Source organism: Nostoc sp., from assembly GCF_036917755.1.
Taxonomy (GTDB): Bacteria; Cyanobacteriota; Cyanobacteriia; order Cyanobacteriales; family Nostocaceae; genus Nostoc.
In genome coordinates this window covers 34568-59248 of record NZ_JBALFC010000018.1, presented here as the reverse complement: position 1 = coordinate 59248, position 24681 = coordinate 34568, and the positions used below count along the sequence as shown (strand labels likewise).

The following is a 24681-nucleotide window of genomic DNA, read 5'->3' as shown; positions in this document are numbered from 1 at the left end:
AGTAAAGACTTGTACAAATTCAATTACGAATTATTTGTTCATAATTGATTTTTTTAACCGTTGTTTTAACCGATTTTTTCCTGCCATTAATTCCTTCTCTAATTCCGGACTTTGTTGCTGTAAAGAAATTCTTGGTTTCTCTTGGCTTAAGTGATTAGCCAAACTCTTAATTGTTGAGTATTTAAACAAATCTATCATCGAAATATTTAGCATTTCTTGAGGTAAAACTTCTTTCAGTTGACTGTAAACTTTTGTGATCAGTAAAGAATCACCACCCACATCAAAAAAGTTATCGTTAACGCCAAATTTTTCTAATTCCAATACTTTTTGCCAAACACCAGCAACAGTTTGCTCAATCTCAGTCTCTGGTGCTATATAACTATCTGAAGTTTGCAGCAAACTTTTTTGCGTTTGCAGTTTACTCCGGTCTATTTTACCATTTGCAGACAGAGGTAAATTTTCTAAAAGCATATATGCAGAAGGTACCATATAATTTGGTAATTTCTGCTGTAAGTAGTTTTGTAACTTACTCGCTTTAAACTTCTTCACAGATAACGGTGCTTGAGCAAGCACAACTTCAAAACCAATGCATTCAGATACAGAATTAGGTCTAGTTAGAAGTACACTATCTTGAAATCCTGAATGAGATAACATTGTTTGCCATTCTGACCCTGAAATCAACGGATGAACTTGCCGCAAATCATGATCTTCAAAGACATCAAACCCTTGCTGCAATCCCATATTTAAATCGAAAAACTGTTGAAATTTAGTTATTTCGACTATTACCAATAAACCCGCAGGAGCCAACAAAGATTTGATATTATCTAAAGTTTGAGTAATGTAACGAGTGTCGTGCAACACAGCTGATGCAATCACTACATCAAAACTATGAAGCTCATAACCTTGTTCTTGAGGAGTTTTTTCTAAATCATATAAATTGTAGCTGACAAATGGATATTGAGCAAGATGATTTTTAGCATTTTGCAAAAAATAATTGGAAATGTCAGTAAATATGTAAGTTGTATCTAATGGTAATTCCGGTAAGACATGAATCGTCGTTACACCCAGACCTGCACCAACTTCTAAAATCCGCAGTGGTTTTTCTGGTAACCGATTTTGCACCACTGATTTCATGATTTTCCCAACAATGTAATTACAGTAAGGAAATAGCTTTTGGTAAATTAATGGCAAGTATTTACTAGCATAAATCTCGGCTGCTTTAATTTTCTCAGTAATGATATCTGCCAAATTTTCTGAGGCAAAATCAAGCCAACTACTTTCAGATTCATTAAACAACAAAACTTCAGCTAGTTTTGCTCGTCCTTCGATTTGTAACTCTGATAAACTTATTTCTGGCAAGGCAACATAACTGGTAAATACTTCACCTTGTTGCTCTAAACAACCTGCTTTTACTAGTGCTGTTAATGCTCGATACAACCAATGTCGATAGCGAGGCGCAATTCCACACTGAGAAATTAATTGATCTAGATCGTATTTCTCGCCAACAGAGTTAAAAACTCCTAGTTTTTGAAATGCTTGACAGACAGAATTAGTATGCAAATGTCCTAAAGTTTGCAATAAATCTAAGACATTTTCAACACTTGCTTGCCAGATAACTTGTTGAGCTTGTTTTTGACCGGCTTCCACAACAGATTGCCAAATTTGCTGAGATTTGGCTGGCTGTGCCTCTTCCACCTCAAAAATATCTGCTGCCTGATTTTGTTCTGGAACTAAATAAGCTAATAATTGCCTTTTCTCCTGTTGTTCTCCCACGGCGGTAACAACAGCAGCACGTACTGCTGGATGCTGTGACAAAGCTGCTTCAATTTCTCCGGTTTCGATGCGGTGTCCCCGAATTTTGATTTGGAAATCTACTCTTCCTAAAAATTGAATATTGCCGTCTGGTAGATAGCAACCAAGGTCTCCTGTTTGGTAGATACGTTCGCCTGTGCGAGGATGAGAAATAAAGTTGGCGGTGGTCTTTTCTTCATTGCACCAGTAACCTTTGGACAACTGCACGCCAGCACAGTACATCTGACCTGGAACCCAAACAGGACAATCTTCTAGGCTTTCTTTCAAAATGTAGTATTTTGAGTTAGCCATTGGTTGACCATAGGGAATACTCTTCCAAGTTGGATCAACTTCTTCTATGAGATAACCAATATTCCAAATCGTAGTTTCAGTAGGGCCGCCAATACTGAGTATTTGTACTTCTGGGACTAAAGCTCTAATTCGTTGGGGAAGAGAAACTGGTAGCCAATCTCCGCCTAAAATTGCCAAACGCAAGCTTTTAGGTAGTTCTACAGATTCCTGTTCGACATAGTTGACCAACATCTCCATCATTGCTGGTACAGTATTCCAAAGTGTCACTTGCGATCGCACCATCAAAGCAGCCCAGTGGCCGGGGTCTTTAATAGCAGAGGCTTCAGGCATGACAATTGCACCGCCAGCACTCAGAAGACCAAATATGTCATAAACAGACAAGTCATGTGCTAGAGAAGTGAGAGCCAAAATCCGGTCTGTGGAACTAACATTAAAGCGTTTGTTTGTATGAATCACGACATTCACAACATTCCGATGAGTAATCATCACCCCTTTGGGTAAACCAGTGGAGCCAGAGGTATAGATGACATAGGCTAAATCATCGGGTGTCTGAACTGGCTGTAATGGTTGTTGACTTTCAACAGCGAGTTCTTCTGTATCGATGCACAATCGTTGAATGTTCGATGGCCACTCCAGTTTTTCATTCAGCCACGATTGCGTCAGAACAATCTGAACCTCACCATTTTCTAGCAGATATTCCCGACGTTGTTGAGGCAATCCTGAATCGATGGGTAAATAGGCGGCTCCGGCAGCTAAAACTCCCAGTACTGCGACGATTTGCTCCCATCCTTTCTCCATAACTATGGCGACAAGCTGGTTCGGACGAATTCCCAAACGGCGCAACCGATGACCCAGTTGATTGGATAGGTTGTATAGTTCTTGGTAAGTCAAGATACCCTGAGATGAAATAACAGCAGGTTCTAATCTGCGATTCTGCACTTGGGCTGCAAATAAAGTGTGCAACATCTCATCAGGAAGTGGTGCTGTGGTGGCGTTGACGGCATCCCGCAGAGCTAATTGGGTAGGAGGTAACAATTGTCTAGTCTTCTCCAACCAGATAGAATCAGAAGTCGCCAACTGTTTGAGGAAAAGACAATAAGCCTCAAACATATCGTTGACAAGATTTTCTGGAAAGAGTTCTTCCACCACATCCCAGTTAAATGTCAATTCCTCTTTTTCTTCCCAGACTTGTATATCCATCCAAGCCTGAGAAGCTTGACTGATGCCATAGACTAGTTCGCCAAAATGGCTGAATGTTAAGGTTTCTTGACCAAGGGAGCTAAAGCCGAGAGTACTGGTAAAGACAATTGGCATGGCGCTGGGGCCTGTGCCTTTTTGCCGAGCTAGTTCTCGTACCACACGCACACCACTATAGTAGCGGTGTTCTAAATCTTGCCAAAGTTGCTTTTGTAAGTGCAGAGAGCGGTCAGTAAATGCTTCGGGGGTGGAGTTATCTACTGTCAACAGAGTAACGGAGGTGAAGTCTCCTAAAATGTCATTTACTTGTTGGTGTAGTGGCAGGCGATTAAACAGGGCTAGATTAATCGTAAATTGGGGGTTCTTACTCCAAAGTGTCAATATTTCGGCAAAAGCAGCCAGTAAGACACCAGACGGAGTTAAACCGATTTGAGAGGCTCGCTGCTTTAATTGCTGCCAAAGGGTTTGTTCTAGTTGGGAATGATAACGTTTACAACGATGTTGTTTGAGTTCTTTGGGATTTTTAGCTAGAGGTAAATCTGGGGCTGGAGGTATGTTTTCTAGACGGTTGAGCCAATATTTTTGCGATCGCTTGTATAATTCTGTTTCTTGCAAAGACTGTTCTGCTAAGGCATAATCCCGAAAGGAAAGCTCTAGCGGTGGCAAGATAATATCAGGATTTTGGTAGAGTTGAAACCACTCATCAAACAGACGAAATAGACTCCAAGCATCAAATACTTGCAAATCGTAGCTGATGTGTAGTCGGACGTGTCCTTCATCCAAACGTGTAGCGCTAAATTCAAATAGGGGCCACTGGTCAGATGGTAGCACTTGATGAGAAAGGCGATCGCGCTGTTCTTCTAGCTGTGCATTGACAATTTCCTCATTCTGTCCCCGCAAATCTAAAACGTTCATTTCATAAGGAGGCACTTTCTCTAAAATCTGCTGCTGTCCGTTTGGCTGCACCACAGCACGCAACATATCATGGCGTTCTATTAACTTTTGCAGTCCCCAGTTCAAGCGTTCTAGGTTGATATCATTACCGGCAATTTCGTAGTAACCATGATTGGATACACTACCTAACTCCAATGCCCCATTGCGCCCTACCCAAAAAGCGTGCTGCATATCAGTCAGGGGAAAAGGTTCGTAGCGATCGCTTGGTGCTGGTACAATTTTCGGTAAATCCGTGAAACTCCCACTGATACTGTTTTCTTGCAGAAATCGCAGAATCTCTAATTTATGTTCAGCTAATGAGTTACGTAATTCTGAGGTTAGTACTCCCTTAGGCGCATCAATATCTAGTAAATCTCCATTAGCAGCTAGTTTTACGCCTTTGTCAGAGAGAGTGGTTAAAAGTGAACGCAAATCCATGATTTTATACCAATTCGTAATTCTAATTCGTAATTAAGAAAATCAGACTTCCTTTTTTATAAACTCAATTTTTCTCTTTCTTTTAGATTGAGGTCAGCAGAGGCGATCGCTTCTGATACAGTTAGGCTGGCTAAGGTTAATTGGTTCAGCAATAGTTCGGCTAGTTGAGCTATATTGTTAACTAAAAATTTTTCTATGGGTACTTGCACTTGTAGATTGGCCTCTATTTTGCGCCTGAGTTCAATAGCCATTAAAGAATCAAGTAATGAAGCAGTAGACTGCTGAGTGTTAAGGCTGGCTAAAGGCAGCTGTAGTGAGGTAGCTAACCATTCCAGAAGATAAGTTTCTACCATTTGCTGTTGTTGCTCTGGTTTAGCAGCCAAGAGTTTTGCTTTTGAAAAAGCGGTTTGTGTTGTAGTGAAGACTTTTTCTTGCGAAAGATGATCTTGTGTTGTTGGTTCAGACCTTTGTTTCTCCTGGGTAATGCTAATTGGAGGGGCTGGAACTTGTCCAAGGGCCACATCACCCCAACGCATAACAACTGCTGCGGCAGTAGCTGCGGCACCGTTAGTATAAACCAGAACTAAATTATTTCCGCTAATTTTTCCCTCTGCTGCTGCATGGTACAAATTGGCGATGGGAAGTACTGGCCCGATATTTGCATATCGCGGGTAGAGATTAATTGTCCGCTCTTTATCGATACCTAATGCTCGTGTACAAACATCGACATACCAAGCAGTAGGAGTATTAAATGCAAAAAAGTCAATATCATTAAGGGTGACACCAGCAGCAGTAGTTGCACCGTAGCAGCAGTTACGGACAAAATCTACTGCTGTTTCTGCAAGCATACTGGCATTGTTTCCCGTGCTAGTACAAATTCGGGGCTTGCCTTGTGCATCTGTTGTCAGTTTATGTGAGTAAGCACCATGTGTGGCGATCGTATTAACGATTTTAGTACCCAGAATTCCCTGGTTAGGTTTAAGCAAATCAACCACAAAGGCTCCAGCACCATCACCCATTGACCATGAGAGTGTGTCTGCTTCCTCTACAGCATTAGATCCAATCTGAGAGATAACTACTAGTACGTTACGGTAGGTTCCAGTTTGTACGAGAGCCTGAGCATTTTGAAGTGCCACTAAAGCACTTGAGCAAGTTGACTCCAAATTCCATGCAGGGCAGCATAGTTTTAATTGTTCAGCTAAGTAGGTTGCATTTCCAGACCCGACTTGTTCGGAGAAAAGCGAAGCGACAATCATGAGTTCGACTTCACTGGGAGAGAGTTTTGCAGCCTCCAGAGCATCTTTAGCGGCGCGATATTCTAACGTTAGGGATGACTCTTGAGAACTAAGTACCCGTCGTTCAACATTACCTCGAAAGGGGTCTGATAAGTATGGTGCTACTGCTATTGACCAAATGTCCAACCCATTGTTGTCGGTAGTGAAGTCATCAGACTTAGACCTCCTTGGGTTTCTGAGTTTTGTTTGTGTAAATAGGTCGGGATACTGGCAAAACCAGTACTCGTTTGTCCGAATGATACTGGGAAAGCTAACTGCAAGTGCGCGAATCCCTACTGGAAGGTTAATCATTTGAAAAAAGGAATAGGGAACAAATCAATTCAAAATTCAAAATTAAAGAACTTCTGCCTCCTGCCTTCTGCCTCTTACTTAGAGAGCGATCGCACTCGCAGTTGCATAAGATGATACATGGCTGATGCTAACTAACCATTTGGTAATCCCAAGTGCTACTGCAATTTCTTGACATTTGCCATCTAGTACTATTGCTGGTTTACCTGTTGGTAATCGTTGTACTTCCAAATCCAGCCAGTAACGATCTCGGTTATATTCAACCCCAAGGATTTGAAGTACAGCTTTTTTGACGCAAAAACGACCGCCTAAATACTGGATACGATCATTACCAAATCCAGATTCACTCAACTCACGTTCTGTAAACCATTGCATCTCAAAAGACTTACCTGCTGATTCTATAAGTTTTTTAATAGAACTTATAGCCACGATATCAATACTATAGCCAATGACTTCGAGAGCATCAGGCTCAAAGGTGAGCAGGTTTACAGGTAAACTTTCAGACTCAATTGCAAACATCAGATTAACTTGGTTTAAGACTGTAAAACTAAATTGGTCAACATCGTATTCATTTTGTTGACAGACTCGATATACTCTTTTTCTGGAACTGATTCAGCCACAATACCAGCGCCAGCATTTAAGTGAATATTATTTCCGTATTGATAAACTGAGCGAATAGCGATCGCAATATCTGATGAACCATTGCTATCTACCCAACCAATACCACCAGCATAAATTCCTCTTGGCTCGTCTTCCAAGCGATTAATCCATTCTAAAGCTTTTTCTTTATCAATCCCAGAGACTGTAATTCCGGGAAACAATACTTTCAATGCATCCCATAGGGTATTTCCGATTTTGAGTTTACCACCTACTCGTGATGATAGATGTTGTACACAACGGTACTTTTTAACTTCCATAAAGTCAAAAATGTGTACAGTTTCTGGTAAACACAAGGAAGCAATCTCACTTTGTGCTAACCAGGCTGAGAGTGAGTGTTCTTTAACTTCTTTAGCATCAGTAAATAATTCATCACTTAAGCGTGTATCTTCTTTGAGATTTTCACTACGAGGGCGAGTTGCAGCTAGGGGATTGGTGATCACAGACCCCTCTCCATTGGTTTCCATCAGAATTTCTGGACTAAAGCCAACTGCACGCACATCTCCGATATCTAAACAATAAGAACGTGCTGCATTATTGGCTCTAGCTCCTACGACATAAGTTCCGATGGCATCTAAATCACCTGGTACTTTGACTGAGCGAGAAATTATCGCTTTGTGCAAATCACCTTCTTTAATTGCTTTGATCAGAGTCTCAATGCGATTTTGATAAACTTCGCGATCGCTAAAATCTAATTCCAAAGATACTGGTGTATAGTTTGGCAGTTGATTATCAATAAATAATTGATTTTTTATTTGTTCTAATGACTTAGTTGTTTTGATATGCACTCCTTCTACTGTACAGCGAAGTTCAGTTTCGGGAATCATAAAATAAAGCAGTTCTTGCTGGATTGCTTTAGAGTATGAAGAGTAAAACCGAGCTATATCAAATGCTACATAACCATAAGCTGTCCAATTTTCAACATTCAAAGACTTAAGTAAATTCTCTACTTGCTTTAAAGGATCGCTGACTGGCTCACAGTCAGAATTCCCTGAACCGTTAATGGAGACAAAATCTTGGTTTACTGCTACCCTAAATAACTCATTACCAGCAATCCGAACCTCATTTTTGCCTTCATACATGACATATTTTGTAATAATACCAGCTTGTAGTAGGTTCTTTAGGATAACGATGGGTTCTCTTTGTCCAGGTACAAATGTTTCTTGATACTTTATTTCGGTCTTTAACTCCGTTACCATCTATTTAATCCTTGTGAATAATTGTTTAGTCAATTGCTTTTGTCGCTAAACTATGCTTTTTTACTAATACTTTGCGGTTAATTTTACCAGTCGAGGTGCGTGGTAAATTTTCTAAAAAGTAAACTTTTTTTGGAGCCTTAAAATGAGTTAATCGCCGTTTAGCAAACTTCCGAATACTATCCTCAACTTCCGGCGAAGGCTTTTCTCCAGGTTTGAGGCTAACATAAACAACTACCTGAATCAATTCTTCCCCATTGTTTGACTCTGGTACTGCTGCTACCTCAAAAATTTGCGGATGCTGATGCAAAATGTCTTCAATTTCTAAAGGTGATAGCCATTGACCATTAACCTTAAAAAGGTCATCCTGACGACCCATAAACCAGAAATATCCTTCTGCGTCGCATAAATATTTATCTCCGGTTCGCATAGTCTTACCATAGATAACTTTTCGCGTTTGTTGCAGTCGGTTCCAGTACCCTAACATGAGGCTTTCTCCACTCACTTGCAGGTCGCCAATGTCGCCAGCACTACAAGGAAAACCATCTTCGTCAATCACCTGAACATCGTAACCAGGAACCGGCCTACCAGAACTACCTGGCTTACATTTTCCTAATTGATTAGTTAGAAAAATGTGCAAAAATTCAGTCGTGCCAATACCTTCACAAATTTCATGATTGTAAGTCAAAAGCCATTTATGCCAGATACTTTTAGGCAATTGTTCAGCAGCTGATACACATAAACGTATAGAAGAAACATCTAGAGGAGAAATATCATGTGCGCTGAGAATACTTGCATAAGCGCTGGGTATACCAAACAAGACTGTAGGTCGATAGTGGTGGATATCAGTAATGATGTCAAAAGCATTATTGGCATCAGATAGTATAGATGCTGCACCAACAGCCATTGGCATATAGAGAGTATTACCTAAACCGTAGGCAAAGGGCATCTTAGCAACTGAATAGATGATGTCATCTTGATGCAAGCCCAGCATGATTTTACTGTACTGCTCTGCACATACCACCATACTTTGATGAAGATGAATCACACCTTTAGGCTGGCCTGTACTCCCAGAGGTGTAAAGCCAGAAAGCTGGTTCATCACGGGATGTTTCAGCGCAAGGTAATGTTTCCTCTTGTTGAGTGAGTAGAGAAATTAAGGGATTTTCACCATCTGCTAACAGAATATGGCGTAAGAACTGAGACTGAATAGGAGCTAGTTTCCCTTGCCATTCTTGGGTAGTTACTAAAAGCTTGGCGCGGGAATTTTGCAGAATATACTGAATTTCATCCAAACTACAAGCAGTATTAATCGGAACTGGTATAGCTCCTAACCAGATCGCACCCCAAAAAGTAAATAGAAATTCTGGAGTGTCGGATAAGAGAATGGCTATGCGATTTTCCCGCTCTAAATCGAGATGAGAAAGTAGTTTAGCTGTGCGTTGGACGAAGTTGTTCAGCTGGACGTAAGTGTATGTTTCACCTTGATAGTAAAAGGCTGTTTTCTCCCTACGTCCTTGTACTAGGTTGCCTTCTAAGAAGTAAGCTGCAACGTTAAAGACCTCTGGTAAGTTTTCTGAAATACTATCCATCCAATTTTCCTGTGAGGCTGATATTTATTGAGCGACGACTTGAACTAGTATGTGTTGATCCCAATAGCACCAAGTAGCCAAGAATTCTCTGATGCCTTGTTGTTTTGCTTGGATACTTGCTTCTCCTTGCAAATTAATTATTAATTTGCTGTGTGTGATATCTACTTCAATTTCATTCCAACCAATGCCAGCTAATCCGGTTCCCAAGGCTTTACCTACGGCTTCTTTGGTGGCAAAGCAGATTGCATAATCCTGGTGGGGATTATTAGCTGCTTGACAACGGTCGATCTCACCAAGAGTAAACAGTAAATTTAAGGTTTGGCGATCGTGTCGGTCAATCAGTCTAGCAATTCTTTGGATAGGTGTGATGTCAATACCAAGACCTTTAATACTGAGAGTTTTACTAGAGAAAAAGGAAGCCATTGCCTAGCCAAAATTTTTCGGTATAGTTGCGCTGTACTCATTTGGACTTACAAGCATTGCAGTCTGTACCAGATGACAAAATTGATCTAGCGTCATATCTTGCCGACCTTGAAGTTTGACACTAACTCCCAACTGACGTTTGAGTTCTAAGGATACTTCTACTGTTTCAGTGGAATCAAGCTGTAAATCTTTACGCAGTAAAGCATCTGGATAAAGTAACTCTTCGGTAATACCTAAATCAGTAAGTATTTTATTGATAGTTTCCATCACTTTTAGAGTATCCATAAAGCAAAATTTCTCAATGCATTTGAACTACAGGATTTATGGCAGTTCTTAATTACCTGCAAAATACTCTCATATCAAGTTTGGCTCATTACTAAGTAATGAGAACTCTTTGCATTAGTTTTAACGACAAGTCTTTGAACTCAACTGTCACTCAGAGGTTGTTTTAAAAGTCATGATTTCATTCAGTTTTACAAATATTTCATGCCCTTGTTTGTGCAAATTTGCACGTTATTGGCTTGAGTGCCGTTACTGAGTCATGGAATGCGCCCTATTTGGAACGAATTTTCAATGGTTTTAACCGTCAATTCATCCCGCATTTATGCAACGCCGTTCAAGTTTGTCTTGAAACTCCTTTTTTAGAACATATATGGTTGGAAAACTAAATCAAATTTCGCTTTATATTAGGAAATATTTTCATTAGCTGTGAGTACTTTATTACAGAAATCATCATCTTAGCAAGTCCTAATTTAAAGTTTTATGTAGTGAAAAAACTTCTCTGACAAGCAAAAAGGTATAAGAATAGGCTGTTTCAGCAGTATATAGCTGGTGAAAATATAATTAAATACATGGCAGAGGTAAGAATACTATAGAAATTATTTATTAATAAGTTAGGGCAGGCGATCGCTAGCCTGGGTTTTGTCCAGTGGTGAGAGATGAGCTACAACTCCCAAATTCTGAAGTTTCCTTGCTTTGCACTGCATCATGCTTCACAAAAACCCCAAGTTTCAGTATACTGCTGGAAATAAATGATAATTTTTATCGTTTATCTGGAAATAAAGATATTTCTATTGCCTATTGTCTTCAGCACTAACAAGCCCCGTCCAAGACAATGAGCAATCTACCCAGTCGTTGACTCAATTCGATTTGGAGTTTTTTAAGTGACAGTCAGACAACCACCAATATTTCAGGTGCGTGAAGTGACTAAAAAGTACCGTATGGGAGAAGTAGAGGTGCAAGCCCTTCGCTCCATAGACCTCGACCTTGACGAAAAAGAGTTTATGGTCATACTCGGTTCTTCTGGCAGTGGTAAGTCAACCTTACTGAATATCTTGGGAGGACTAGACGTGCCCTCAAGTGGCAGTGTGTATTTTCGCGATCGCAACCTAACCAACGCTAATGAGCAAGTCTTGACTCGTTTTCGGCGCGATTGTATCGGCTTTGTCTTCCAATTTTACAACCTGATACCCAGCCTAACGGCGCGGGAGAATGTTTCTCTGGTTACAGAAATTGCGGTTCATCCGATGCGTCCGAGGGAAGCTTTAGAATTGGTAGATTTAGGCGATCGTCTCGACCACTTCCCATCTCAATTATCGGGTGGAGAACAACAACGAGTCGCAATTGCTCGTGCCATTGCCAAGCGACCACAAGTATTGTTGTGTGATGAACCAACAGGGGCACTCGACTTTCAAACAGCTAAGCGGATACTAGAGGTAATTGAGCGAGTTAACCGAGAATTGGGAACAACAATTGCTATAATCACCCACAACGTGGGAATTGCAGCTATGGCCGATCGCGTGCTGACCATGCGTAGCGGTGAGATTATTCAAGAGCATCGTAACCAAACCAAGTTGTCTCCGGCTGAATTAGAGTGGTAAGTCTTAATGTTTAACTCGTCTCTAGATCGAAAACTGTGGCGCGATCTTCTGGGCTTGCGAGGTCAGGTTTTGGCGATCGCTTTAATTGTCGCTTGCGGTATTTCTAGCTTGATCATGATTCAGAGTACTCATGCTTCCCTCGCACTCACCAAGTCCATCTATTACGATAGCTATCGCTTTGCCCATGTTTTTGCTCAGATGAAGCGGGCACCAGAAACTTTAGCTAGTCAGATTGCGGAAATTCCCGGAGTTGCACAGACCCAAACGCGGATTGTAGTTGATGTCACTCTCGATATCCCTAACTTTGATGAACCAGTCATCGGTCGATTAATATCCATACCCCAAGAGCGCGTCCCCATACTGAATGACCTTTATATCCGTAAGGGTCGTTATATCGAGTCAGAACGAGGTGATGAGGTTTTAGTGAGTGAAGCTTTTGCTGAAGCTCACCAACTGGATCTCGGTGACTCTATCGGAGCTGTAATTAATAGTCGCTGGCAGCAGTTACGGATTGTCGGTATCGCTCTCTCACCCGAATATGTTTATGAAGTTCGAGGCGAAGGATCTCTGTTTCCCGATCACAAGCGATTTGGTGTCATCTGGATGGGGCGAAAAGCACTAGCGACGGCCTTCGATCTCGACGATGCCTTTAACAATGTCACTCTCAGACTCATGCCAAGAGTCTTTGAGGAGGATGTGATTGAGCGTCTTGACCAACTTTTAGAGCGCTACGGTAGTTTGGGTGCTTATGGACGGAAAAATCAGCTATCTAACAAGGTTTTCTCTAATGATGTAGACCAACTCAAAGTATCGGGGACGATGATGCCTTGCCTGTTTCTGGCGATCGCAGCTTTTTTGTTAAACTTCGTAATTTCCCGGCTGGTGGGGACACAACGGGAGCAGATTGCTGTACTCAAAGCTTTAGGTTATGGCAATATTGCCATTGGTGGACATTATCTAAAACTTGTTTTGAGCATTGTCAGTTGGGGGACAGTAATTGGTATTGTTGGTGGGTTTTGGTTAGGTAGTGGATATACCCATGTCTACACGGAGATTTTCCGTTTACCAATACTTCACTATGAAGCGAGAACAGATTTAGCGATCGCAGTTATTTGCATCAGTGTTGGCGCAGCTTGCTTGGGAGGCTTTGGATCTGTTCGCAAAGCTATTTCCTTACCCCCTGCTGAAGCTATGCGACCGGAGCCACCAGCTAAGTTTCGACCATCAATCATTGAGCGCCTGAGTATTGGCCGCTTTTTATCGCCAACCGGTCGGATTATTTGCCGTAACTTCGAACGCAAGTCAGTTCAGGCAGGCTTTTCTATTTTGGGGATTGCGATTGCGATCGCCTTACTAGTGGTGGGTCGTTACTTTGAAGATGCCTTAGCTTATTTAATTGATTTTCAATTCAATATTGTCCAACGACAAGATATCACCATTATTTTTAATGAACCGCGTCCTAACCGTGTGCGGTACGAAATCACTCACTTTCCTGGAGTCCTCTCTGCCGAACCATTTCGGACAGTACCTGTAAACCTGATGTTTGAACATCACAAACGCCAAGGTATGGCCATAACCGGAATTGACCCAGCAGGTAGACTTCAGCATTTAGTCGATCGCAACCTCTACCCAGTGAATCTCCCCACCGATGGAGTTGTGCTAACAACTAAGCTGGCACAAATTCTGGGTGTTATTCCAGGGGAAAAGCTCACAGTAGAAGTACTTGAAGGCAGTCATGCTGTGCATCAGGTTGCTGTGATGGGGCTGGTAGATGAATTGATGGGTTTCAATGTCTATATGGACATCTATGCTCTCAACCGACTCATGGAAGAAGGGCAAACAGTATCAGGTGTTTACGCAGCGATCGATTTGAATGCTAGTAGTCAATTGTACTCCTATCTCAAAAAGATTCCCGATGTGACTAACGTCTTTCTCCGAAAGGCATCCATAGAGAGTTTTCAGGAGTCTATGGGTAAAAATATGCAAGTAGCCACTAAGGTACTGCTAGTTTTTGCCACTATTATCACGGTCAGTGTAGTTTATAATGGAGCACAAATTTCTTTGTCAGAACGGCAGAGAGAGTTAGCTAGTCTGCGAATTATCGGTTTCACCCGTGCCGAAATTGCTTTCATCCTACTAGGAGAGCAGGGGATTATCACCTTGGTAGCAATTCCTCTAGGCTTAGTTTTGGGGTCTGGGTTGGCTGCCTTAATGAGTGTTGGTTATGATTCAGAACTTTATCGTTTGCCCTTAATTGTCACTAAGGCAAACTATACTTTCGCCATTATGGTCGTTATCGCAGCAGCAATTAGTTGTGGGCTGATTGTCCAGCGCCAGCTAAATCGTCTCGATCTGATTGCTGTTCTTAAAACCAGGGAATGATCGACAGAGTTGATGGCGGCTACTTAGTAACTTGTAACTGTTAATTTGTTTTATGAAGCATTTACCTAAGCGGATCATTTATATAATCAGTGGGCTAGGACTAATTACACTGACATTCCTAGCATTGCGCCCAAACCCAATTCGGGTTGAGATCAAACAGGTTAAACGCGCTTCTTTGCTAGTTACTGTCGATGCGGAAGCTAAAACCCGTATCCGTTCCCGCTTCGTGATTTCAAATACTGTAGCAGGTAGATTAGCTCGTATCCAACTCAAGGAAGGTGATACTGTTAAGCGTGGTGCAGTGGTTGGTCACATTGACCCTTTACCTCTAGACACTCAGTTAAAAACAGCCCAAGCAAATCTCAAGGAGTTACAAGCACAACGTTCAGGGATCGTAATTCAACGACCAAAACAAGAAGCATTGTCACAAGCCCAAGCGAAGATCGAAGCAGCTAAAGCAGCAGAAAATCAGACTCAGGCAATGGTTCAGCAAGCCAAGGCGGCACTTGAACAGGCAGAACGCGATCGCCTCCGTGCCCAGAAATTAGTAGAAGATGGTGCAATTTCCCGTCAAAATCTCGAAAGTGCCCAGTTATTGCAAACCACCCGCCTTAGAGAATTAGAGGCACAACAACGCCAGGTTGAAAGTGCTGCTGCTGAGGTAGTAGCTGCCAGAAAATCCTTTGATCTGTTACGCGCACAGCAGCGCGATCCCGACTACCTATTCAATGTCTATGATGCCCGGATTGCCAGTGTCAAAGCTGAACTTGCTAATCTAGCTGATAATGCTGCTCGTAGCGATATCCGCTCTCCTTCAGATGGAAGTGTTCTGCGAGTACTGCAAGAGAGTGCCCGATACGTGGAGGCTGGAACTCCTTTGTTAGAGTTAGGTAATCCCTCAAAACTAGAATTGGTAGCTGACATCCTTTCTAGCGATGCTGTCAAGGTAAAGCCAGGAACGAAAATCTTAATTGAACGTTGGGGCGGTGACAAAACTTTAGAAGCAACAGTACGAAAAATTGAGCCTTCAGCATTTACTAAGGTTTCTGCTCTTGGCGTTGAAGAACAACGGGTTAACATCATCGGTGACTTTGTAGATTCTTCAGTGCCCTTGGGTGACAACTACCGTGTAGAAACAAGAATTGTGGTTTGGCAAGGAGAAAATGTTCTCACCGTTCCTCTGAGCGCCCTTTTTCGCTGTCAGCAGTCTTGGTGTACCTTTGTGGTAGAAAAGGGTAGAGCAAAAACACGTGTAGTTGAGATTGACCAGCGCAATAATTTTGAAGCTGCCATCAAAGGTGGGTTGAAGGAAGGAGAAATGGTCATTCTCCATCCAACAGAGGAAATTAAAGAAGGGAGCCAGATTGCAGATCCTGGTTAAGAATTTAGGAGCCAAGCTTTAGAAAGCTCCGCCTTTGCTCAGAATAGCTAGCCTTGTTTTGCCATCAGCGTTGGCATCGCCTGCGTTGCCAAGTGTATCATGCCAGTGATTAATAAAACGGTGGGCATTAAGCCGATGAGCATATAGAGGAGTTCTTCATGGAAAACGATGCTGGCACCACTAAAACTAATCACCATTAGTAGCAATCCCATCACAATGCCAATAGAACTATGCAGCTTTAACACCAAATTACGGAATTTCATGGCTAACCTCAACAATAATTACTAATTCGTAATTCGTAATTCATAATTAAATCAATAGGACAGCTCTCTGACTTTTCACGTTATGTGGAAAAGCTACGAAACACCTAACCCCCTAACCCCCTTCCCGACGCGGGAAGGGGGAAAATTTAAAGTCTCTCTCCTCTTAGGAGAGAGATTTAGAGAGAGGTTTTCCAGATACCGTGAAAAGTCAGGACAGCCTCTTCTCTTCTTAGGCTACGCCAAGGAATAAGCGTGCCATTTAAGAGTAAGAGACCTCTGTCGTACCGTTACAGGTGGGGTCTAAATCCCCCATCCGTAACGTAATTACTAATTGTTAATTCATGAGAGCTTTCAATCAAAATTGAAATGTTACCGAACCAATCACAGTAAATGGTTCGCCGAAATCATTGCCTCTGACTGGGTTATCACTAACGGTTCCAATGTAATTGACATCGAACAGATTCTTAAAATTCAAACCAAATCGCCAATTATTGCGGCGATAAAACAGTCCTGCATTGGTGACAAAGTAACTATCAGCTTGAAAAGTATTTGGTAATCCACCCTCTCGTTCGCCTACATAGTTAAATCCCAGTCCAAAGCCTAACCCCTGCAAATTGCCAGCTTGAATTTCATAAGTTGTCCACAAACCTGCGCTGTGCCTGGGAATACCTGGTAATCTGCTGCCAACGGAATTGAGATTTGTGTCTTTTGTAACTTCAGCATCCGTGTACGCATAGGAGGCAATGATATTCCATCCGGGTAAAATTTCCCCAGTAATATCCAGTTCTACCCCTCGGCTTTGTTGTTCGCCGGTAGCAAGAGAGGAGCCAAAATTAGCGGGATCGGCAACAGCAACATTTTGCTTTTTTATATCAAAGTATGACAAAGTTGCAAAGAGTTTGCTTCTCAGCAAATCTGCTTTCACACCCACTTCGTAACCTTCTCCTGTTTCAGGTTCTAGAGGAGAACCACTTGCTGTTGTTCCTGTGTTGGGATTGAACGATCGCGAATAGCTAGCGTAGAGTGAAAATTCTGGGATCACTCGATAAAGAATTCCGAATCGAGGTGATATGGCATCATTGCTTTGCGATTGCTCGCTACCATTTGTATTATCAGTTACTGTCTGCTCTACGGTGTCATAGCGAAATCCTGCTAGTAAAAACAAGTTATCGAGTAGCGTTATCTGATCTTGTGCGTAGACACCGAGTCTCTTGGTGTTGGTACTAGTGTCACTCAAAACAGCTAATGTACTCGGATCGGGTTCAGGGCCATAAACAGGATTGAAAATATTAATAGTATCCGGGGTACCAAAATTAAACTTAGTCGTACCGCTCTCGTCACTATTATTAAGGTCAACACCTACCACAAGAGTATGCTTAATGGAACCTGTAGTTAATTTTCCAACTACATTCGTCTGAAGTGAGTAATCTTTTATGGTGTCGTCTTGGTCAGCAAAGAAACGAGTCAATAATCCTGTTGTGGCATCAAAATTTAAAGGCAGTGCTAAAGGACTGTAATCGTAGCTGTAAGACATATACCGAAAGGCGTTGCGGATTGTCCAATTGTCGCTAAATTTATGCTCTAAATTGTAACCAACGCTGAGGTAAGTATTCTCGATAGTGTCGTTAGGATTATTACTGACGCGGCTACGAGGAACATCAACAATTCCGTTGTTCGAGGCAACGATACCAAAGTCGGCAGGCCCTGTATCTTTGGTGTATTCCAAGTTGAAAGTTAAATTAGTGCGCTCGCCTATTTTCCAGGTAACAACCGGTGCTATGGAGAAGTGGTCGAGATTGTTGTCGTAGTTCCGAAAGCTCTCACTATATTGGTACAAAGCATTCAGTCGATAAAGAACCTTACCATCGGTTGTTAATGGGCCGGAAATATCAAAGCGAGGACGCACAAATGGTTGACTACCTACTTGCAGTTCAGCTTCATAAAATGGTTCAGCTAGTGGTTGCTTGGAAACTAGGTTAACTACACCCCCTGGATCAATCTCGCCGTAGAGAATAGAAGCTGGCCCTTTGAGAACTTCAACACGCTCCAAATTGGAAAGTTCTGGAAACCCCTGACTTCCATATACCCTAAAGCCATCTCGCAATACAGGAACACTACCTGAATATGCCTGTGCGCCAAACCCTCGCAAACTAAACCGAATACCTCGATTGTCATTATTTCCCGCAAATGTGACACCACTCACATTACGAAGTGCCTCATCCAAGCGAGTAACTTGCTGGTCTTTAATCACCTGTTGGGGAATTACTTGAATAGATGCCGGAATATCCCGGATTGGGGTATCAGTTCTGGTTGCAGAGGTAGCATCGGGGACACGATAACCGTCTTGCTCACCTGTCACTACCAGTTCAATCGGTTCATCAGTTTGTCCCGATGGTTTCTCTGATGGGGTTTGATTTTCTGGTTGTGGTGGAGTGGGTGGCATTTGTGCCGAAGATGTAACAGGTCTCAATCCGAATATCAAGCCTTCATCACTATCAAATAACTCTACAACTGGCACACCCGTTTCACCTGTAACCGTCAGTCGGATAGTATTACTATCTTGATTACTAACTGTTATTTCACTAATCCCAACAACAGGTTTTTGGGAGCGGAATGTGAATGCATCACCATTGGGTAGACGTAGTTGTGCGTTAGGGATATCAGCAATAAAACTATTTCCCTCATTGCGATTCGATACTTGCAACTGCTGACCTTTGGAAGTGACTAAAATCACTTCCACACCTTTATCTGTGCCATTGGCCTTGACCGATGTCACTTCGATGATTTCATTTGCAGGCGGTGAGTTTAGTGTTGGTGACTGCACAAGTGTATCTGCACTCTTGAGCGGCAGATTGACTTCACTCAGTTGCCGAATCTCTCTAGTGGGCTCAATGGGCTGTCCTGCACTCAATAAGCTTGATTGTTGATTAATATTTGCAATTGTACTATTGGTGTGACTAGATATCTGTCTCTCTTCTGCATTAGCAAAATGTGTCAACAAGCTCCAAAAAGAGCCTGTAAGTAAGAAAAATTGAAGTAATAGCCTTAGCTTCATCTGTTCACCCACACGCCTTTTGCCCGTCTGCTGTAATCAAGCGGGCAAGATTTAGTTAAATTCTCAATATTTATACTTTATATGTTCTAGGTTATTAAGAATATCTTTTATTAAAATTCGGTCGGTTTGCATTTCCAAAAATTCGGGTAAGTCCAAATGCCAAACATCCAGACTCACGGTGACAGCACCTGCTCTGCGTCCACCTTGATTAACTGCGTAGTTTACCGCCGTAGGCATTCCTGTATCGATAGTGGGTCTGAGACTACTATTACTTTTCCTGGTAAAGCTTTAGCTGCAAATCGACGAATTGCCTCCAAACGATGGTCTGTGGCAGCCAAACAAGTCCTATCGACTATTCTGAGTTGATATCCTGGTAGTGGATTTGCTTGTTCTCCACCCATTCAAAATGGCGCAAGAGCTACAAAATACAATTTTTTTAACTTTTGACTGATGACTCCCGGTTCGCCCATTTTTTTGGGAGATAGAAAAAAGCCTACTCAGGAGTAAAAGATTGACCACCAAGTTGAGTGTAAATAGTAGTCGGGAACCCAAGCGAAACAAGAATACGCTGCTGTAATGGTGAAAGAGCAGTCAAATGGGCATAAACTTCATTTTTCACCTCAATCAACAGCAGCGTAATTTCTTTAAATGCCGCAAGAACAAGTTCAGCAGTGGGACGTGCAGTTTCTCGTTTAGGATTGCCAACATAAAGTCCAGCAAGCTTTTCTTGATTTTTCTCCAGATGGCGACGAACCTGAAATTCTAAAAGGGTCAACACTCGCTTTCCCAATTGAAAGTAATCGAATCAAACCAGTAACATGGTCTTCACGTTGTAAATAAATCGGTGTCAACGATAGAGGAAAGCCTTTAAGTCGGGCAAATCCTCGCTCGGTTAAATATTCATCTCTATAGGTACGAACAGCTTGCTTTAAGTAGGTGGGCGTTAAAAAGCACAACTAGATTAAGAAGTGTAAATCGCTTAAAAGCCTATATTGCAAGCATTTCTGGTACTTTACATAAGTTCACGTAGTTCAGTTTAATTGTGTCTACTTACTTAAAGAAAGTTGAGCCTGATTTTGATTGGTAACATATACTCGCCAGCCTAATAGTTGAATTTCTCGTGAAACTGCATCTTCATCGATTTTAAAATCTGGGTAGAACGAAATTTCTTCTACTGTTTGAGATGCTCGTTCGAGATATCGTCGTTTCACTTTTTGGACTCGTTTGGTTTGAATATCAATTTGAAATAAACCACTAGGGCGTGTTTTCAAACTGGTTGTATCCTAAAAAATAGGCGATCGCAGGCATAGTGTGTTAATGAATCGAGGCGAGTTAAGTAACGAACAGTGGGAGAAGTTAAAACCGTTACTTCCACCCCAAAAACCCCAAACTGGTAAACCAAATCATGACCACCGCTTGGTTGTCAATGGCATCCTATGGATACTCAGAACTGGGGCACCGTGGCGAGACCCGCCAGAACGCTATGGAAAATGGGAAAGCGTGGCTACACGGTTTTATCGATGGCAAAAAGCTGGGGTTTGGAATCAAATCTTAGAACAGCTTCAAGCGATGCCTGCGGCGGGCTGCGCCTACGCTGATCAGCAAGGAATGCTTGATTGGGAGATTCATTATGTCGATGGAACAGTTGTACGCGCCCACCAACACGCCGCAGGTGGAAAAAAAGGGGCGATGAAGACGAAGCTCTAGGACGAACACGCGAGTGGATTTAGTACAAAAATACACATACGTTGCGAGGGTCAAGGCAAACCAATAACTTTTATTCTTACTCCAGGTCAGCGTAACGAGTCGATTTTTCACAGAAATTTTGATGGAACAAGGAGCAGTCAAGCGTTCTGGTCGGGGTCGCCCACGCATTCGCCCTTTTAGATTAGTCGGAGATAAAGGTTACACAGGTCGTCGAATACGCAATTATTTACGTCGTCGCGGTATCCGTTTGACAATTCCACGACTCTCGAATGAACCACGTCGCGGTTCGTTTAACCGTGAAATCTATCGACAACGCAACATTGTTGAGAGAGCTATCAACCGACTCAAACAATTCCGCCGCATTGCCACCCGATATGAAAAACTTGCAGCAAATTATACAGCTATGATTACGATCGCTCCATTATTTTGTGGTTATAGTTTGAAAACACGCCCTAGGGGATAACAAGATCAGCCCTAGTAATTTAGAAAATAGCCCTAGTAAAGTTGATTTATCCCCTAGTAAAACTAGAAGCCGTGATGTGACTGACTTAGGTTAAATTCTTCTACAACGTAACCCATGACAACTCCTTTTGAACAAATGGAATTAATCTCATACAGTTCCGAATTCCAGGCTAGTTTGGAAGAATTTTTGGAAATAATGTATTCGTACAGAGGATATAAATTTGAGCCAACTGGCTTACAATCGGATATAAGGAATATTGAAAATATCTACCAAATTCAAGGGGGAAATTTCTGGATTATGAGGAAAAATGCCATAGTAATTGGAAGTATTGGATTAAAGATATTAAACAAAATAGATAAAATAGGAGAGATTAAAAGGTACTTTGTTTTACCTTCATATCAGGGTAAAGGAATAGGTACATTATTAATGGAACATTTATTATTGAATGCCAACAAAAACGAATTACATATATTAAGATTGGATACGATGAGAAAATCTATTGTAGCCAGAAAGATTTTTGAAAAATATGGATTTCAATAAATTAATAAATATAATGACAATGAAATAGCCGAAATATTTATGGAACTCAAATTAAAAACTCCCGGTTAGCCCATTTTTTGAGGAGTTAGGAAAAATAGGGAGTCAGAAGTATAGGGAGCGAGATATTCCCAAAAACGCACAGTAGGTATATGTTCAATGTTATGCCTATTTGACTGCTCTTTCACTATTACAGCAGCGTATTCTTGTTTCGCTTGGGTTCCCGACTACTATTTACACTCAACTTGGTGGTCAATCTTTTACTCCTGAGTAGGCTTTTTTCTATCTCCCAAAAAAATGGGCGAACCGGGAGTGATGAACCTGACCCTAAAAGTAAAATAAAACTATTCTCGACTTAAACTCGATCATGGTTATCCAAGAACTCGAACAACAACTCCTTCAGCTTTCACCCAACGATAAACTGTATATTATCCAACTCCTGGCCCAAAGCTTGACTATACACAATAACACCACCCACCTAGAGCAACCCACCAAACTTTCAGAGTTCTTCCGTCAATCTCCCCTGGCTGAACTCACCGAAGAATTAGTAGACCTGAGCCGAGATCGCAACTTACCCCGCGATGCCTTCATCCCATGATCTACCTCCTTGATACTTGCCTGATTTTCGAACTTGTTGCCAAACAACCAAATCAACAAGTTTTAAATTGGCTAGATACCCAAATTCAACACCGGGGCAAAACTCAGGATTGATAGTTCTGAATTAAACCATCTTGAACTCGAATCACTCGTTTTGTTTGGGCAGCGATCGCCGGATCGTGGGTGACAATCATGATCGTCATGCCTTGTTGGTTGAGTTCGGTGAATGAATTCATTAACTGCTGGGATGTTTCAGTATCTAACGCGCCCGTTGGTTCATCTGCTAGCATCAGTGCGGGTCGGTTAACTAGCGATCGAGCGATCGCTACTCTTTGTTGTTGTCCTCCAGAAAGTTGGCTGGGAAAATTGCACAAGCGATCGGCTAATCCCACCCGTGTCAGTGCTTGAATTGCCTGCTGGCGGCGTTTTTGCTTCGGCACATTGGCGTAAATCATCGGCAGCATGACATTCTGAAGCGCGGTGGCACCTGGTAACAGATTGAATTGCTGAAATATAAAGCCAATGCGCTGATTGCGGATATGCGCCAGTTCGTCATTGCCGAAAGTAGTCAAGTTTCTGCCCTCTAAAACGTAGTTTCCGGCGGTTGGACGATCTAGGCAGCCAATAATGTTCATCAGTGTAGACTTTCCTGAACCAGATGTGCCCATAATGGCAACATACTCTCCTTGCTCAATTGCTAAATCAATCCGCTTCAACACGGGTACTGTCACTTCACCCAGGCGATAAGTTTTGGTAATCGCCTGCATCCAGATCATGGTTGCCATATCAAAATAATTCGTAATTCGTAATTCGTAATTCAGTTTTGCAACGTTCGCCGAACGTCTTGATAGTTGCGGGGGACTGTAATGTACCCACGGAACTTGTTAATCACTCCGTAAGGCGGCAATTGGGTCTAACTGAGCGGCATTCCGAGCCGGAATCACCCCAGCTAGCAAGCCGACAATGAACGATAATCCAAACCCACACACAACTGACCACACAGAGACGACAAAGGGAAAATGGAAAATCATGGCAGCGCCAAAGGCAATGCCAATGCCAATGCCCATACCAATGCCGCCTCCGGCGGTAGAAATCACAACGGATTCGGCTAAAAACTGATTCAAAATGGCGGAATTAGTTGCGCCAACGGCTTTGCGAATGCCAATCTCTCGTGTTCGCTCAACAACGGAAACCAGCATAATATTAGCGATGCCAATGCCTCCCACTAACAGAGAAATACTAGCGATCGCTACTACCATCATCGTAAACAAGCCCACCACAGTTGTGAAGGTATTAACAACATCTGTCTGATTTCTAATGCTAAAATCATCAGATTGAGATGAGTTAAGATTGTGACGCAGACGTAGAAGATTGACAACCTGAAATTGAGCCGTTGCTGACTGTTCTTGATTGGCTAGTTTTACATAAATGCCATTGATAGCAAAACCTTTTAAAGCATTATTCCCCACGATTCGACTTGACATATTAGTTAGGGGAATGAAAACTTGATCGTCCCGATCCATCGGGCCTTCTGAACCTTTATTTTCAAATACGCCAATGACTTCGTAAATGTTACGTTGAATCCGAATCTGTTCACCGACCGGATTTTTACCAGTGCCAAATAGTTCATCCCGCACTGTCGGCCCCAGAATAACCACTGATTTAGCGCTGTCCATTTCTTCCTGGGTAAAAAACCTGCCTTGTGTAAGGGAAGTGTTTCTGGCTTCAGGATAGTTCAAATCGGTTCCGACAATGTTGGTGGAATTATTCAACTTCTCATAAACGATCTGTCCCGGACGCTGGAGGTAAGCAGAAACGACTTTAGCAGCCGGAGCTTCTTCCTGGATAGCTTTGGCATCCTCCCAAGTGAGTGTTGAACTAGAACCCATCCCTTGACTGATACCACCAGAACGGGCGGCACCTGCAAAAACCTGCAAAACATCAGTTCCTAAGGACTGAATTTGCTGTTCTGTCGCTTTTTGTACACCCTGTCCAACGGAGGTAATTGCAATTACAGAAGCAATGCCAATAATTACACCCAACATCGTCAAGCCGGTGCGGAGTTTATTGCGCCATAGTGCCTCCATTGCCATTGATAAGATTTCGATTAATGATACAGTATGGGCACGACGAGAAGTTGCTATTCTGCGAGGTAAGCGAAAGGAAATAGCCATTTTTTTGTACCTTGAATTAAGGGATTTCCAAGAAATAAATTATCCAAATAAACGAACCACAGAGACGCAGAGAACACAGAGAGAGGAGAAATAGAGTGGGTTTTTGCGTCAGTTTTGGGAT

At 42.1% G+C, this 24681-nt stretch carries 18 protein-coding genes and 3 pseudogenes; 6 read left to right on the top strand and 15 right to left on the bottom strand.

The annotated features are described in order from the left end of the window. Positions 1–30: 30 nt before the first annotated feature. The 7 genes from V7L05_RS06045 to V7L05_RS06015 form a co-directional block, all read right to left on the bottom strand. The gene (locus tag V7L05_RS06045) at positions 31–4671 is read right to left on the bottom strand and encodes an amino acid adenylation domain-containing protein (protein WP_335162732.1); all 4641 of its coding nucleotides are present in this window, start codon (positions 4669–4671) and stop codon (positions 31–33) included. Between the two features lie 56 nt (positions 4672–4727). Further along, a complete protein-coding gene (locus V7L05_RS06040; RefSeq protein WP_335162730.1) occupies positions 4728–6257 on the bottom strand; it encodes a 3-oxoacyl-[acyl-carrier-protein] synthase III C-terminal domain-containing protein in 1530 nt (509 codons plus the stop codon). A gap of 78 nt (positions 6258–6335) precedes the next feature. After that, positions 6336–6773, bottom strand: coding sequence for a holo-ACP synthase (locus V7L05_RS06035; RefSeq protein WP_335162728.1), 438 nt, complete (start codon positions 6771–6773; stop codon positions 6336–6338). 14 nt (positions 6774–6787) lie between these two features. Beyond that, the gene (locus tag V7L05_RS06030; RefSeq protein ID WP_335162726.1) at positions 6788–8110 is read right to left on the bottom strand and encodes an anthranilate synthase component I family protein; all 1323 of its coding nucleotides are present in this window, start codon (positions 8108–8110) and stop codon (positions 6788–6790) included. A 25-nt stretch (positions 8111–8135) separates the two neighbouring features. Continuing rightward, positions 8136–9698 (bottom strand): benzoate-CoA ligase family protein, encoded by a 1563-nt coding sequence (locus V7L05_RS06025; protein ID WP_335162724.1) that lies wholly within the window; start codon positions 9696–9698, stop codon positions 8136–8138. A gap of 24 nt (positions 9699–9722) precedes the next feature. Beyond that, a complete protein-coding gene (locus V7L05_RS06020) occupies positions 9723–10121 on the bottom strand; it encodes a holo-ACP synthase (protein ID WP_335162722.1) in 399 nt (132 codons plus the stop codon). A 3-nt stretch (positions 10122–10124) separates the two neighbouring features. Continuing rightward, positions 10125–10406 carry an acyl carrier protein gene (locus tag V7L05_RS06015; protein WP_335162720.1) on the bottom strand — a complete coding sequence of 94 codons (282 nt, stop codon included), beginning with the start codon at positions 10404–10406 and terminating at the stop codon, positions 10125–10127. A gap of 878 nt (positions 10407–11284) precedes the next feature. Here V7L05_RS06015 and V7L05_RS06010 point away from each other — a divergent pair. Genes V7L05_RS06010 through V7L05_RS06000 form a run of 3 tightly spaced genes read left to right on the top strand, consistent with a single transcriptional unit; the run spans position 11285 to position 15764 of the window. Beyond that, entirely contained in the window at positions 11285–12001 is a 717-nt protein-coding gene (locus V7L05_RS06010) for an ABC transporter ATP-binding protein (RefSeq protein ID WP_335162718.1), read from the top strand. Positions 12002–12007: 6 nt separating this feature from the next. Continuing rightward, a complete protein-coding gene (locus V7L05_RS06005; RefSeq protein ID WP_335162716.1) occupies positions 12008–14383 on the top strand; it encodes an ABC transporter permease in 2376 nt (791 codons plus the stop codon). 52 nt (positions 14384–14435) lie between these two features. Continuing rightward, on the top strand, positions 14436–15764 hold the full coding sequence (locus tag V7L05_RS06000; RefSeq protein ID WP_335162714.1) for an efflux RND transporter periplasmic adaptor subunit: 1329 nt from the start codon (positions 14436–14438) through the stop codon (positions 15762–15764). A 47-nt stretch (positions 15765–15811) separates the two neighbouring features. On the opposite strand, the gene V7L05_RS05995 is transcribed toward V7L05_RS06000, so the two are convergent. The 6 genes and pseudogenes from V7L05_RS05995 to V7L05_RS05970 form a co-directional block, all read right to left on the bottom strand. Next, entirely contained in the window at positions 15812–16027 is a 216-nt protein-coding gene (locus tag V7L05_RS05995) for a hypothetical protein (RefSeq protein ID WP_335162712.1), read from the bottom strand. A 355-nt stretch (positions 16028–16382) separates the two neighbouring features. Continuing rightward, complete coding sequence (locus tag V7L05_RS05990; protein WP_335162710.1) at positions 16383–19082, bottom strand: TonB-dependent siderophore receptor; 2700 nt, start codon at positions 19080–19082, stop codon at positions 16383–16385. Positions 19083–19145: 63 nt separating this feature from the next. Continuing rightward, entirely contained in the window at positions 19146–19319 is a 174-nt protein-coding gene (locus V7L05_RS05985) for a hypothetical protein (RefSeq protein WP_335162708.1), read from the bottom strand. Next, complete coding sequence (locus V7L05_RS05980) at positions 19304–19483, bottom strand: hypothetical protein (RefSeq protein ID WP_335162706.1); 180 nt, start codon at positions 19481–19483, stop codon at positions 19304–19306. The genes V7L05_RS05985 and V7L05_RS05980 overlap by 16 nt, the downstream gene beginning before the upstream one ends. Before the next feature lie 92 nt (positions 19484–19575). Beyond that, positions 19576–20008 (bottom strand): annotated as a pseudogene (locus tag V7L05_RS05975) (IS1634 family transposase); the annotation flags it as partial. A 126-nt stretch (positions 20009–20134) separates the two neighbouring features. Beyond that, positions 20135–20344 (bottom strand): annotated as a pseudogene (locus V7L05_RS05970) (IS1634 family transposase); the annotation flags it as partial. 55 nt (positions 20345–20399) lie between these two features. Here V7L05_RS05970 and V7L05_RS05965 point away from each other — a divergent pair. The 3 genes and pseudogenes from V7L05_RS05965 to V7L05_RS05955 all read left to right on the top strand — a co-directional run bounded on the left by V7L05_RS05965 (position 20400) and on the right by V7L05_RS05955 (position 22387). Then, a pseudogene (locus V7L05_RS05965) lies at positions 20400–21252 on the top strand (IS5 family transposase). A 114-nt stretch (positions 21253–21366) separates the two neighbouring features. After that, positions 21367–21792, top strand: a complete 426-nt coding sequence (locus V7L05_RS05960) for a GNAT family N-acetyltransferase (RefSeq protein WP_335162701.1) — start codon at positions 21367–21369, stop codon at positions 21790–21792. A gap of 364 nt (positions 21793–22156) precedes the next feature. Continuing rightward, a complete protein-coding gene (locus tag V7L05_RS05955; protein ID WP_335162699.1) occupies positions 22157–22387 on the top strand; it encodes a hypothetical protein in 231 nt (76 codons plus the stop codon). 103 nt (positions 22388–22490) lie between these two features. Here the strand turns inward: V7L05_RS05955 and V7L05_RS05950 are convergent, their stop codons facing one another. Next, positions 22491–23171, bottom strand: a complete 681-nt coding sequence (locus tag V7L05_RS05950; RefSeq protein ID WP_335162697.1) for an ABC transporter ATP-binding protein — start codon at positions 23169–23171, stop codon at positions 22491–22493. A gap of 99 nt (positions 23172–23270) precedes the next feature. After that, positions 23271–24560, bottom strand: coding sequence for an ABC transporter permease (locus V7L05_RS05945; RefSeq protein ID WP_442937112.1), 1290 nt, complete (start codon positions 24558–24560; stop codon positions 23271–23273). Positions 24561–24681: the final 121 nt, after the last annotated feature.

Coding starts and splice junctions, on each gene's coding strand:
- V7L05_RS06020 (WP_335162722.1), bottom strand. CDS start 10,121: ATGGCTTCCTTTTTCTCTAGTAAAACTCTCAGTATTAAAGGTCTTGGT.
- V7L05_RS05980 (WP_335162706.1), bottom strand. CDS start 19,483: ATGGGTGGAGAACAAGCAAATCCACTACCAGGATATCAACTCAGAATA.
- V7L05_RS06030 (WP_335162726.1), bottom strand. CDS start 8,110: ATGGTAACGGAGTTAAAGACCGAAATAAAGTATCAAGAAACATTTGTA.
- V7L05_RS05950 (WP_335162697.1), bottom strand. CDS start 23,171: ATGGCAACCATGATCTGGATGCAGGCGATTACCAAAACTTATCGCCTG.
- V7L05_RS06045 (WP_335162732.1), bottom strand. CDS start 4,671: ATGGATTTGCGTTCACTTTTAACCACTCTCTCTGACAAAGGCGTAAAA.
- V7L05_RS05945 (WP_442937112.1), bottom strand. CDS start 24,560: ATGGCTATTTCCTTTCGCTTACCTCGCAGAATAGCAACTTCTCGTCGT.
- V7L05_RS06005 (WP_335162716.1), top strand. CDS start 12,008: ATGTTTAACTCGTCTCTAGATCGAAAACTGTGGCGCGATCTTCTGGGC.
- V7L05_RS05955 (WP_335162699.1), top strand. CDS start 22,157: ATGGTTATCCAAGAACTCGAACAACAACTCCTTCAGCTTTCACCCAAC.
- V7L05_RS05990 (WP_335162710.1), bottom strand. CDS start 19,082: ATGAAGCTAAGGCTATTACTTCAATTTTTCTTACTTACAGGCTCTTTT.
- V7L05_RS05995 (WP_335162712.1), bottom strand. CDS start 16,027: ATGAAATTCCGTAATTTGGTGTTAAAGCTGCATAGTTCTATTGGCATT.
- V7L05_RS06025 (WP_335162724.1), bottom strand. CDS start 9,698: ATGGATAGTATTTCAGAAAACTTACCAGAGGTCTTTAACGTTGCAGCT.
- V7L05_RS05960 (WP_335162701.1), top strand. CDS start 21,367: ATGACAACTCCTTTTGAACAAATGGAATTAATCTCATACAGTTCCGAA.
- V7L05_RS06035 (WP_335162728.1), bottom strand. CDS start 6,773: ATGTTTGCAATTGAGTCTGAAAGTTTACCTGTAAACCTGCTCACCTTT.
- V7L05_RS05985 (WP_335162708.1), bottom strand. CDS start 19,319: ATGCCTACGGCGGTAAACTACGCAGTTAATCAAGGTGGACGCAGAGCA.
- V7L05_RS06040 (WP_335162730.1), bottom strand. CDS start 6,257: ATGATTAACCTTCCAGTAGGGATTCGCGCACTTGCAGTTAGCTTTCCC.
- V7L05_RS06015 (WP_335162720.1), bottom strand. CDS start 10,406: ATGGATACTCTAAAAGTGATGGAAACTATCAATAAAATACTTACTGAT.
- V7L05_RS06000 (WP_335162714.1), top strand. CDS start 14,436: ATGAAGCATTTACCTAAGCGGATCATTTATATAATCAGTGGGCTAGGA.